The 12,402-nt window shown below is 61.1% G+C and carries 11 protein-coding genes; all 11 read left to right on the top strand.

Annotation, left to right across the window (positions count from 1 at the left end; all coding sequences use genetic code 11):
- The first annotated feature begins 349 nt into the window (after positions 1-349).
- The 11 genes from INF35_RS09960 (at position 350) to INF35_RS09910 (ending at position 12,150) form a co-directional block, all read left to right on the top strand.
- Complete coding sequence (locus INF35_RS09960) at positions 350-1,909, top strand: WD40/YVTN/BNR-like repeat-containing protein (protein WP_193502057.1); 1,560 nt, start codon at positions 350-352, stop codon at positions 1,907-1,909.
- 307 nt (positions 1,910-2,216) lie between these two features.
- Positions 2,217-3,338 carry a sodium ion-translocating decarboxylase subunit beta gene (locus tag INF35_RS09955; protein ID WP_193502055.1) on the top strand — a complete coding sequence of 374 codons (1,122 nt, stop codon included), beginning with the start codon at positions 2,217-2,219 and terminating at the stop codon, positions 3,336-3,338.
- A 19-nt stretch (positions 3,339-3,357) separates the two neighbouring features.
- Positions 3,358-3,498, top strand: a complete 141-nt coding sequence (locus INF35_RS09950; protein ID WP_193502053.1) for a hypothetical protein — start codon at positions 3,358-3,360, stop codon at positions 3,496-3,498.
- Positions 3,499-3,723: 225 nt separating this feature from the next.
- A complete protein-coding gene (locus INF35_RS09945; RefSeq protein ID WP_193502051.1) occupies positions 3,724-4,266 on the top strand; it encodes a sigma-70 family RNA polymerase sigma factor in 543 nt (180 codons plus the stop codon).
- 137 nt (positions 4,267-4,403) lie between these two features.
- Positions 4,404-4,679, top strand: coding sequence for a zinc-ribbon domain containing protein (locus INF35_RS09940; RefSeq protein ID WP_193502049.1), 276 nt, complete (start codon positions 4,404-4,406; stop codon positions 4,677-4,679).
- Between the two features lie 107 nt (positions 4,680-4,786).
- Complete coding sequence (locus tag INF35_RS09935) at positions 4,787-6,271, top strand: hypothetical protein (protein ID WP_193502047.1); 1,485 nt, start codon at positions 4,787-4,789, stop codon at positions 6,269-6,271.
- Between the two features lie 89 nt (positions 6,272-6,360).
- Positions 6,361-8,670: a DUF2142 domain-containing protein gene (locus tag INF35_RS09930; RefSeq protein WP_193502045.1), complete on the top strand. Its 2,310-nt coding sequence runs from the start codon at positions 6,361-6,363 to the stop codon at positions 8,668-8,670.
- Positions 8,671-8,703: 33 nt separating this feature from the next.
- Positions 8,704-8,913: a DUF1858 domain-containing protein gene (locus INF35_RS09925; RefSeq protein WP_193502043.1), complete on the top strand. Its 210-nt coding sequence runs from the start codon at positions 8,704-8,706 to the stop codon at positions 8,911-8,913.
- Between the two features lie 13 nt (positions 8,914-8,926).
- A complete protein-coding gene (locus INF35_RS09920) occupies positions 8,927-9,574 on the top strand; it encodes a class I SAM-dependent methyltransferase (RefSeq protein WP_328740697.1) in 648 nt (215 codons plus the stop codon).
- Positions 9,571-10,317, top strand: coding sequence for a Nif3-like dinuclear metal center hexameric protein (locus tag INF35_RS09915; protein WP_193502039.1), 747 nt, complete (start codon positions 9,571-9,573; stop codon positions 10,315-10,317). The genes INF35_RS09920 and INF35_RS09915 overlap by 4 nt, the downstream gene beginning before the upstream one ends.
- 66 nt (positions 10,318-10,383) lie before the next feature.
- Positions 10,384-12,150, top strand: a complete 1,767-nt coding sequence (locus tag INF35_RS09910) for an Rqc2 family fibronectin-binding protein (RefSeq protein ID WP_193502037.1) — start codon at positions 10,384-10,386, stop codon at positions 12,148-12,150.
- The last annotated feature ends 252 nt before the right edge of the window (positions 12,151-12,402 follow it).

Below are 12,402 nucleotides of genomic sequence, written 5' to 3'. Positions count from 1 at the left end.
GACTAATTGGGAAGAAAAGATGGATGCCGCGGCGGCATACTGGAAAACAGCAGACTGGACGGAGTCATGCAGGAAAGCTTGAAAATGGCAGGGAGTGGAATCCGCCCGCCCGGGCTGTCTGAAGAGAGAATACCGTGTACGGAAGCAACCCCCTGGCGGCAGGCGCGGTCAGGACCCGGCGGACCACTGCCATCCGGCAGCGAAAGTCTTGCTCTCCCGGCAAAAGGCCATCTGCCTGTCCCGGTCAGAAAATCGCTTCCTTATATATAAGTATAGAAGGGACTGCTTTTCCGGCTGGACAAATTCCTTCCCCCGGGGTATGATGGGAGCCGAAAGGCAGGGGAGAAAGATGAAAAAGAACTGGCAGCGTCTGACCGCCGTGCTGCTCTGTGCAGGAATGCTGACCGGATGCAGCCGCATGATGACCTGGACGATCTTCGACACGGTAGAGCTGCTGCAGGATACCTTTACCGGCAGTTCCGTCAGCGGAGATGGCTGGGAGGATGAAGGTATCAATGATTCAGAGGACTGCCTCATGGAGGGGGACAATGTCTGCCGGCTCGAACCTTACCCCCTGGCGGAAGGGATAACGCCTCTCCTGGAAGAGCTTGAAAAACGGCAGGAAAACCTGATGGGCCCCATGTTCAATGTGGACGAAGTTCGGCTGGATGTGGACCCTTCGGGCAATGTCGGGGGCGTACACTTTCGGATCAGCCGCTACCTGGGTACCCCGCCCGGTTACGAGGGCGGCTTCACCATCGACTGGAACAGCGGGACGCAGGTCCTCACCTACTGGACAACAGGCACACTCTACTCCAACGATCCCACCGGCGGGTATAATGAAAACCTCTCGGCGGATTTGCTGAACGCCAACCTGGCAGCCCTGCCTCTGGCGGCTCTGCAGGAGACCATGCCGGAGGGGCTGGTCATAGGATTCACAGCCTTTGCAAGGCCGTCGGCGGGGGAGGCTATGGTCGATATGCGCAGCGGGGCACCCCGGACACTGGACCTGTCTCAGGCGGCGGTGGGGGCTTACGGCACGGCGGACGGCGGTCCCCAGTGGATGCTGACGGTGGAGGACGCGGCGGATGGAGATCAGATGCTCCGCTTCTGCTATGCCCCTGCCCAACCGGAGCAGTGGCTGGGCAATCCGGCAAGCTACACTAAGAAAGATGTGTTTGTCTCGGACACCGGCCTGCGCTACACCCGGGACTGGGGCGAAACCTGGAAGGCACTGCCTTCCCAGTACACTGACCTTGCACAGGCCTGCCTGGATGATTATACCGATATTACAAGATCCAGCGTCTCCATCTCGGATGAGGAGGGCGGCCCGGTGGCATTTTTGCTGGGCGGCAACGATGCCACCCTGGTTTACAGTATGGACGACGGCGCCACCTGGTCGGAGATGAGCCTGGGCAGCACCGAGGATGCCACCCTGGACCGCCGTGTGGCGCAGCTTTTGCCAAACGGCATGGGGCTGGCGGCGGCCGGAGGCAACTGGACCATGGGCGGGGGCTGCTGGCGCGCCCTCTCGCTGACTAAGGACGGCGGGGCAACCTGGCAGTCGGTAAGCGATACCCTGCCGGGAGAACGGAGCATCTGCGGTGCCTCCATTACCGAGGACGGAACGGTCATGATCTCACTGGAGACCCGGACGGAGGACAACTGGCCGGAAGTCTACGTTTCCACCGATGCAGGACAGAGCTGGACCCCCATCAATATGCCCTGGACCGATGCCGAGCTGGAGGAGGTCTACTGGATCTACCGCCTGGACAGCCTGACCCGTACGGAGGACGGCTGGAAGGCCCGTTTTACCCAGGAACCCATGGGCAACTGGGCGGCGGAATTCACCGCCACCGATCTGACCGGACACTGGCAGTACGGCGGCCGGGTCCATATACAGAGCTGAAAGAAAAAATCCTGGAATCATTCTTGACAAACGGGCGGCATTTTCTCATAATAGAAAGTGCAAAAGGGAGTAGCTTGCGGCGACTGGCCGTAACGGACTGCGACATACCGGCAACCGCCCGCAACCGGATCAAAAAGCAAGACTTTTGCCACATACCTGCCTGCAGGCGGGGACTGTGGCAGAAGTCTTTTTTGTGCCCGGAGGCACTCCCGCACTGCGGCCATCGCTCTGCCCGCGGCAGCCCTGCGGACGGGCGAAATCATTCCCGGCGCAACATCGCCGGCACTTGTGTGAGAGGAGTTTTTCTATGGAGGCATTATTCGGAAATGTGCTCAACATCCAGTGGCAGCAGGTTGTCATGTGGGTCATCGGCGCCCTGCTGATCTATCTGGCCATCAAAAAGCAGATGGAACCCTCGCTGCTGCTGCCCATCGGATTCGGCACCATTCTGGTCAACCTGCCCCTGTCCGGTGCGGTGACGCAGGTCATTGACGGCGTCACCGAGGTGGGCATCCTGGATGTCCTGTTTGACGCGGGCATTGCCAATGAGCTGTTCCCGCTGCTGCTGTTTGTGGGCATCGGCGCCATGATCGATTTCACGCCCCTGCTGTCCAATCCCAAGCTGATGATTTTCGGCGCGGCGGCACAGTTCGGCATCTTCTTCACCCTCTGCCTGGCCACGCTGCTGGGCTTTGACATCCGGGACGCGGCATCCATCGCCATCATCGGCGCTGCGGACGGCCCCACCACCATCTTTGTGGGCAACTATATGCAGACCCAGTATATCGGTGCCATCATTGTGGTGGCCTACTCTTATATGGCGCTGGTGCCCATCATCCAGCCCCCTGTCATCCGCATGGTCACCACCAAAAAAGAACGTCAGATCCGCATGAAATACGCGGAGAAGAGCGTCTCCAAGACCACCAAGATTCTGTTCCCCATCTTCATCACCGTTGTCGCGGGCATCTTTGCCTCCCGCAGTGTGGCTCTCATCGGCTTCCTCATGTTCGGCAACCTGATCCGTGAGTGCGGCGTTCTGGACGGCCTGTCCGAGACGGCCCAGAAAGTCCTGGCCAACCTTATCACCCTGTTCCTGGGCCTGACCGTGGCCACCAAGATGCAGGCGGAAAGCTTCCTCAACGCCCAGACGCTGATGATCCTCTGCCTGGGCCTGATCGCCTTCATCTTCGACACGGTGGGCGGCGTCTTTATTGCCAAGCTGTACAATGTTTTCAGCAAGGAAAAGATCAACCCCATGATCGGTGCGGCAGGCATTTCCGCCTTCCCCATGTCGGCCCGTGTCATCAATCAGATGGGCCTCAAGGAGGACAACCAGAACTTCCTGCTCATGCACGCGGTGGGTGTCAACGTTTCCGGCCAGATCGCATCCGTCATTGCCGGCGGCATGATCCTGGCCCTGTTCGGCTGAGCCGAGAAAGGGGTACGCTATGTTCAATATGGATACGTTTGTGCCGGTCCTGATGAAGTCTCTCCAGGGCTGGATGGGTGTTTTTATCGTCACCCTCATCCTGATCGCGCTGGTTTATCTGTTCAACCAGCTGTTCTCCAACGATTCCAAAAAGCAGTGAGTCCGGAAGTCCGGACAGCCGGCACTTTGATGCCCGGCTGCCGCGGCCCGGCATCGGACGGTGTGACTGTTCCCGGCAGGGGGGCGGTTACACCGTCCCTTTTTTTTGCCGGAACTTGTGAAATATGGCCGAAACAAAGCTTTTCGACTATAAAAATTTGTTGACAAATCTTTCTTCAAACGGTAGAATGATTACATTCGTGGATGCCCGGCAGGAGGCATGGCAATGCAGCATTTGGACCCCGCGCTGATTGATAAGGCAAAGTCCGGCGATGAAACCTCGCTGGCGGCGCTGATCGCGCGCATGATGCCTGCCATCCGCAGAGGCGCCGCCAACTGTGCGGCTCCCGGCCTCGATTTTGAGGATGCGGTGCAGGAGGGACTGATCGGCCTGTTCGATGCCGTCCGCAGCTACGACCCCGGCCAGGGCACCGGCTTTGCCGCCTATGCCTCGGCCTGCATCGTCCATGCACAGCAGGATGCCTGCCGTGCCGCACTGCGCAAAAAGCATGCGCCGCTGAACACCAGCGTGCCGCTGCCGGAGGACTCGGCCACGCCGGGCCCGGAGGAGCTTGCCATTGCGGGGGAGGCCTTCGACGATGTGATGCGCCGGATGGAGACGCAGCTTTCCCCTCTGGAACGCAGCGTGCTGTTCTGCGCCATGGACGGCTGTACGGTGGCCCGTACGGCCCAGCTGCTGGGCCGTGAGCCCAAAGCAGTGGAAAATGCCCTGGCACGTGCCCGCCGCAAGCTGCGCGGCGCGCCATGATTTATTTGGAACCCGGCTGCAAAAGGCCAGGCAATATATGCCCCCAGTAGCTTAACATTCAGAGCGTTGGTCCTTAACCAAAGGTGTCGGTTGAAATCCTTCCGCGGGCAAAACTAAACAAAGAGGAGATACCCACTATGTTCGAAGACAAGACTTTAGTATGCAAGGATTGCGGCAAGGAGTTCGTCTGGACCGCCGGCGAGCAGGAGTTCTACGCCAGCCGTGGTTTCGAGAACCAGCCCCAGCGCTGCAAGCCCTGCCGCGATGCCCGCAAGAACGCTACCCGTGGTGAGCGCCAGATGTTCGACGCTGTCTGCGCCAGCTGCGGCAAGGCCTGCAAGGTGCCTTTCCAGCCTCGCGAGGACCGTCCGGTCTACTGCAGCGAGTGCTTCGCCAAGATGCGCCAGAACTGATTTCTGACCGTATCGGCAGCCAAACGTTTTGCAACAAAAAGGGCGCGCTTCCCTTTGGGCATATGCCCGGGGCAGCGCGCCCTTTTGATGCACAGGGGGGAAACAGAATGCAACCTGCAAAATCACCGGTGGTCAAAAGGGGACTGTGGTGTCTGATTGCCGCGGCGGTGCTTCTGGCAGTCTGTTCCAAGTCGTCGCCGCTGTACCCGCTCAACGACTGGATGGACGCCAACATCTTTTATACCATGGGCAAGGCCATGATGAACGGCAGCGTGCTCTACCGGGATGTCTTCGACCATAAAGGGCCGCTGCTCTATCTGATTTATGGGGTGGGCTGGTGTGTGGATCACACGGGATTCCTCGGGGTTTTTGTGTTGGAGGTGGCCGCTTTTGCCGCCTTTCTCTACTGGTCACTGCGAACGGCGGAAGTTTTCACCGGGCCGCTGCATCCGGCGTGGGTGCTGCCGGTGGGGGCTGCCGCAGCGGCGGGACAGGCTTTTGCTCACGGCGGCAGCGCCGAGGAATTCTGCCTGCCCCTGCTGGCCTGGGCCCTGTATGAGGTACTGGCCTTCGCAGCAAAACCGCAGCCTGACCGATGCCCCCTGTCCCTTGTGCGGGTGGGGGTTCTTGGCTTTGGGGCCGGATGTGTGCTGTGGGTCAAGTTTACCATGATGGGGTTCTTTCTGGGCTGGGTGCTGGTGCTTGCCGTTCTCTACCTGCGGGCGGGCTGGCTGCGGCAGCTGGGTCTCAGCTGTGCCGCCTACTTGGGCGGTATGGCGCTCTCGACTCTACCGTGGCTTGTCTACTTTGGATGGAACCATGCGCTGGGAGATTTCTTCGGTGTCTATTTCGGGGACAACCTTTTCCTGTACAGCGGGGGAGGGCAAGAGACCGCCGGCGTTGCCGCTGCTCTGTTTGCTATCGTGCAGAAAGTTTACTGGGGCTGCCACGACACCCCGCTGTTTGCGGTGCTGGCGGCGCTGGGCCTTGGATGGCTGGTGCTTCGCCGCCGGTATGATGCCGCAGCCTCGGCAGCAGTGCTGGCGCTGGGGCTGGCTGCCACAAGTTTTGCCAAGGGAGCCTATCACGTCTATTACTTTTTACCCTTTGCGGTGTTTGCAGCCCCCGGCATTGTCCCCATCGTCCGGACGGCAGGCAAAGTGCGCCTGCCCGGCAAAGGGCTGCGAAAGACCCTCCCTGCCGCCGGTGGCGCGGCTGCGCTGGCCTTCTGCCTGCTGACCTGCCATAATGTGGGGCAGATGCTCCGCCCGGCGGAAGCACTGCCGCAGTATCAGTTTGCGGCGATCATCCAGGCAGACGGCGGCTCACTGCTCAATTACGGTACGCTGGACGGCGGCTTTTATACGGTCACAGGGGTACAGCCGCCCTGCCGGTTTTTCTGTGTGACCAACCTGCCCATGCCGGAGCAGCAGGCACAGCAGGATGCCCTGATGCAGTCGGGAGCGGTGGACTATGCCGTCTCTCTCGACCCGGCTCTGGACAAGCGCTTTGACTACTCCCTCACCGCGCAGGCGGAATACGACGGGGGAGAGGGCACAATCGTCTGGTATCTCTACCGCAAAAACAGCTGAACTTTGCGCCCGGTTGCGATTTTATCCGCACTGTGATATCATAAACCCTGTATGCAACAGTTTGGGAGCAACGGGAAAGGAACCGCATTATGGAAAAGGTCAAGGAGTTTCTCTGTCGGCACCGCCTGTGGTTCGGCTGGCTGCTGGCCGTGGCGGTCTGTATATTGGCAGCTGCCTGGGTACACTATGATCTGGCATCGTCGGTGAATGATCAGCCGGTTTACGAGATCATCAACGATGACTATTCCCGCACCATAGAGATCCCCACAAAAACCGAGGAGCAGACGGAGATCCTGACACAGACGATCCATCTGTCGGCCGGGCAGACACTGTACGGTGTGCGGCTGGATGTGACGACCTATAATCATGCCTTTTCCACAGGCACCATGGCAGTGGAACTGTACTCCACCGACGGAAGAAAACTGGCCCGCGGAGAGCTTCTGTGTGCCGAACTGCGGGACAACACATTTGAGACCTTTGTCTTTTCCCAACCGTACACGCCGGAGCAGGACGAAACGCTGCTTTTGTATCTGTGGACGGGAGCCATCGGCGGTTTGGATGAGGGCTGTAAGGTGGGCATCTGGGCCAGCGACGCCCAGGTGGACGAGATGGCTCTGTGCGATGAAAACGGTTCCCTGAATGCAACCATAGCCCTGCAGTATGTGGCGGATTACTCCGGCAACTGGTCGGGCAGGGTGCTGCTGATCCCGGCGGTCCTTATTCTCGCCGCCGTGGCGGTGGGATTCTGGCTGCTGCTGGGACGCAAAGCCCGCCCGGTGCTGGCTATGCTGATCTGCGGCGGCCTGCTGGGAGCGGCGTTTACAGTGGTGACGCCGTCGCTGGTTGCCCCCGATGAGTACACCCATCTTGCGGTGGCGTATCAGTATGCCGGCAGGCTGCTGGGGCAGCCGGTGCTGTCGGAGGACGGCACCCTTCTGGTCCGTGCCTGTGATGCACCCTATTTTGGAGACCGGACCGGAGACATCGGCATCTTTGCCTACAAGACCATGGGGAAAGGCCTTGCCCAACCGGGCGGCGGTGTGCCGGATACCCGCACCGAGATTTCGGTGGACATGACCGGCCGAATCTGGTATCTTTACCTTGGCCAGACGGCGGGCATCGCCCTTGCCCGACTGCTGGGCCTCAACTTTTTTGCCATGCTTCTGATGGGGCGCTTGGGCAACCTGGTTTTGTATCTTGCCCTGTCGGCGCTGGGAGTACGCCTGGCGGCCAAAAATCAGCGGTGGCTTTTTGCGGCAGCGGCGCTTTTGCCCATGTCGCTGCAGCTGGCCGGAAGCCTTTCCGCCGATGCGCTGGTCCTGGGAATGTGCTATGCCTTTACGGCGCTGTGCTTTGCTCTGCGGCGGCATGCAGCCCGCCCCGGGGAACTGGCGGCACTGCTGATTCTCACGGCCTGCATTGGTCCGGCCAAGGCAATTTACCTTCCTGTGGTGCTTCTCTGCCTTATTATCCCGGCGGTAAATCTGGACTGGAAGGCTGGCCGCCCGGACAAGCGCTACCGGATTGGCGGGACACAGGGGATTCAGCTGCGCCCGGGAACCGTCGTCAAGGCGGCAGGATTGCTGCTGGCCCTGCTGTTCTGGGGACAGGCAAATATGGGCGCTTTGCTCTATGCCACCCGTGATGTGGACAACGTCGGCCTGGTGAAGGGCGGCGTTGCTCTGGCAACAGCCGCCGTCCTGCTGGGGATCGTATACTGGAATGTAAGACGGCACCCCAGGGCCAAAAAGATCTTTTTCCTTGTGCCGGGGCTCTGCGTGCTGGCGGCTGTGCCGGTGATGCTCTATCGGCTGACCCATATGTGGGGCGGCCTCACGCCGGAGCAGCTGGCGGAAGGCATTCAGCCCAACGGCGACTCCATCTATACTTTCTCGGCGGGGTATATCTGCCGCAATGTCCCGGCAACCATCAAACTGCTGCTGCGCTCAGTGGCGGAGCAGGGGGCACTGTGGCTGCAGGGCGTCCTGGGCACGGTGCTGGGCGAGCCCATTGTCTACCGTGTGGAGGTCAGCTGGCTGCTGGGCATTGGCCTGCTGGCGGCACTGGCCGCAGCGGCGCTTCCTCTTGCCGAGGATGAGACCGCCCGTCTTGCCCCGCGCACCCGCCTGTGGACGGGGCTGATCGCTCTGTGCGTGGTGGGCCTGACCTTCTTTGCGGCCCTCAGCTGGACGCCCATCAACTACACCACCATCTTTGGGGTGCAGGGGCGCTACTGGCTGCCGGTACTGCCGCTGGTTCTGGTGCTGGTGCATTCCAACAAAAGCTGCTGCCTGCGCCGCAGCCTGGGACGGGGAGCCGTGTATGCCGTCCTCTGCCTCACATCGTTTGTCATCCTGCAGGGATACGCCCTCTACGCATCCTGGCAGGCTGTCATATAAAATTGCTTTTCACAGAGAAAGGAATATGTAATCATGACTGTTCAGAGAGATACCATCATCGCTCAGATCCTTCAGAACGACCCCGAGCAGGGCTGTGTGCCCATTTTCCTGGCCACCGGCATGCACTGCCTGGGCTGCATGGCGGCCCACGGCGAGACCGTTGAGGAAGCCTGCGCTGTCCACGGTGTGGATGCCGACGCTCTCATCGCTCAGCTCAATGACTACTTTGCCAACAAGCAGTAATCCGCGGCTGCCTGTGCTGGATGCCAGGCTTTCGGCTGCGGCGGCCTATGTCCGGCCCGGACACCCGGCGGCCGACATCGGATGCGATCACGGCAAATTGAGTGCGTGGCTCGCGGGCAGCGGACGCTGCCCGCGGGTTTTTGCATGCGATCTTCGCCCTGACCCGCTGGAAAAAGCCCGCCGCCGGTGTGCGCCCTGGGCCGACCGGGTGGACTGCCGCCTGGGCAGCGGGCTGGAGGTACTGGCTCCCGGGGAGGCCGACGACATCATCATAGCCGGTATGGGGGCCGAGACCATTCTGGACATCCTGGACGCAGCTCCCTGGGTGGCGGACGGACGCTACAATCTGGTGCTGGTGCCGGCCACCAAGCACAGCCTGCTTCGGCTGGGTCTGGCCCGGCGGGGCTTTGCCCTGCAGGAGGAGACCCTGGCTTTTGCTGCCGGGCGCTGGTACTCGGTAATGAACGCCCGGTATGACGGCAACACCCATACCCCCGATGCCTGGTTCTGCCTGACGGGTAAGACAACAGGACAGCCGGGCTTTGGGGACTACTGCGCTCAGCAGTACCCCAAACTGAAAAAATACCGCCTTGGCCTGGCTCCCGGCCCCGAGGCGGAGGCAGTGGACGGATTGATCCGACGATTGGAGGGAAACACATGAGTATCACGGTACAACAGGTTCTGGAAGAGATGCAGCGCATGGCGCCGCCGGAGCTGGCCGAATCCTGGGATAACGTCGGCCTGCTGGTGGATGCCGGGCAACCGGTGGATGCCATCCTGACCACACTGGACATCACGCCCGATGTGGTGAAGGAGGCGGTCGACCTTGGCTGCCGGCTGATCGTCTCTCATCATCCGGTGATTTTCGACCCCATCAAGCGGATCACGGCGGGGGACCTTCCGGCGCTGCTGCTTCAGGACGGCGTTTCGGCCATCTGTATGCATACCAATCTGGATGCTGCCCCCGGCGGTGTCAACGATACCCTGGCCGACATTCTGGGCATGCGGGATACCATTTCCTTTGCCGACGGCTGCGGACGCATCGGCACCGTGGATGCCACCAGCGCAAAGGCACTGGCGGAACTGTGTGAGACCACCCTTGGCCCCGGTGTGCGCTATGTGGAGGCCGATCATCCCGTCCTGCGCCTGGCGGAAGTCAGCGGCGCGGGCGGCAGCTACTGGAAGGAAGCCCTTGACCTGGGGGCTGACTGCCTGGTCACCGGCGAGGCCAACCACCATGCAGCCTGCGATGCAAAACGCTTTGGCATGGGACTGGTGACGGCAGGGCACTGGGCAACCGAGCGGCCCATCGCCAGGGTGCTGGCCAACCGGCTGAGTGAGGCCTTCCCCGAGATTGCCGTAATGGTATCCCGGGCGGACAGAGACCCGTTTACTTATCTCTGAGGGAGAAAACTTCCCGCCGTCCGGCCGCGGCCGGACCACCGAACCCGAAACGAGGAGGGAAAGACAATGGCGCTTGACGCCGCAACGCTGGCGCTTGTGACAGCCGAACTGAAAGACCGGCTGCTGGAAGCGCGCATTGACAAAATATTTGAGCCCACGCGGGACGAAGTGCTGTTGCTGCTCCGCACCCGGACGGATACCTTCCGGCTGCTGCTGTCGGCGCGGAGTGGTTCGGCCCGGGTCTGCCTGACGCAGGAAAGCTTTGAAAACCCTGCCACCCCGCCGGGATTCTGTATGCTGCTGCGCAAGCACCTGACCGGCGGACGGCTGGTGTCGGTGCATATGGAGCCGGGGGACCGCATCGTGTTTTTTGACTTCCGCTGCACCAACGAGATGGGGGACCTGGTGGTCAACACCCTGGCCGCCGAACTGATGGGCCGCTATTCCAATCTGGTGCTGGTGCAGGATGGCCGCATCATCGACGCCCTCAAGCGGGTGGATTTTGAGGACAGCGCCATCCGCCAGCTGCTGCCCGGGCTGCCCTACACCCTGCCGCCCAAACCGGCCAAGCCGGACTTTTTGCAGATATCCGGCGCCCAGGCGGTGTCTGCTGCCTGCCAGAAGGATCTTCCCCCGGCCGATGCCCTCACCCGCACGGTGGGCGGCGTGGGACCGGTGGTCATGCGGGAGGCCGCCTGGATGGCCTTCGGCGGAGATACCTCGCTGTTGGCGGACGAGCTGGATGAATCCCAAAAGAAAGCCCTGGCCGAAGCTTTTGACGAGCTGCGCGCCCGTCATGCGGCGGGAGGCGTGCCCTCTGCGGTGCGCCTGCCCCAGCCGGACGGCAGCGAGAAGCCGGTGGAATTCAGCTTTTTTGAACCCCGCCAGTACGGTCCCCATGCCCGGGTGACCACCTATCCCAGCTACAGTGAGATGCTGGAGGATTACTACGCCACCAAGGACCGGGCCGAGCGCCTGCGCCAGAAGAGCCGGGAGCTGTACAAGGCGGTGCACAACATGCACGAGCGCGCGGTGCGCAAGCAGGCCGCCCGCCGGGAGGAACTGGCCCAGAGCACCAAAGCCGAACGGCTGCGTCTATACGGCGAACTGCTGCAGGCCAATTTGTGGGCCATCCATAAAGGGGACCGGCAGGTCACAGTGCAGAACTATTATACCGGCGAGGATGTGACTATCCCCCTGGACCCGCGCCTGGGACCCAACGAGAACGCCCAGAAATACTTCCGGGATTACAAGAAAAAGCAGACTGCCGGCGAGATGCTGAAAAAACTGCTGGTGGACGGGGAGGCGGAGATCGAGTATCTGGGCACCGTCCTGTATGAGGTGGAGAGTGCTCCCGGAGAGGCTGCTTTGGGGGAGATCCGTGCCGAGCTCAAGAGCCAGGGCTACCTCAAGTACTACAAGCAGCGGGACAAAAAGCAGAAGCCTGCGGATTTCCTGCGCTACCGTTCCAGCGATGGATTTGAGATTCTTGTGGGCCGCAACAATGCCCAGAACGACCGCCTGACTCTGCACACTGCCCGGGGCAAGGACCTGTGGTTCCATGTGCAGAAAGCCCCCGGCAGCCACACCGTGGTAATGAGCGAAGGGCGGGATATCCCCGACACCACCCGTCAGGAGGCCGCCGAGCTGGCAGTGCTCCATTCCAGCCAGAACGGCGGCGCCAAGGTGGCGGTGGATACCACCGAGGTCAGAAACATCTGGAAAGCCAACGGCGCCAAGCCGGGCATGGTGCTGTATGAGGTGTACACCACCGTCTATGTCACACCGCGCCCGGGGCTGGAAGAGCAGCTGAAAGAGAATACCCGGCGTTAAGGCATGTGCCATAAGCCGTGCACTGCGCCAAGCCACAGGAGGAGCGTCCTTCTGTGGCATTTTTTGTGTCAGGCGGATGCAAAAAAACTTTTGACAAATACTTGACAAAGCCTCGGACGGGGTGTATATATGAGGTAACATTTAGAAGATTGTCTAAATGTTAAAACCCGCCCGGACCGAGAAAGCAGCATAGGGGAAAGTCCCTTTGCACGTTCCCGCTCCGGGCCAGGCAGTGCGCCGTGCGGCGCACGA

This window comes from Gemmiger gallinarum (assembly GCF_014982805.1).
In the GTDB taxonomy this organism is placed as follows: Bacteria; Bacillota; Clostridia; order Oscillospirales; family Ruminococcaceae; genus Gemmiger; species Gemmiger gallinarum.
The sequence above is the reverse complement of the archived record's forward strand: the minus strand, read 5'-3'. Positions and strand labels throughout refer to the sequence as shown.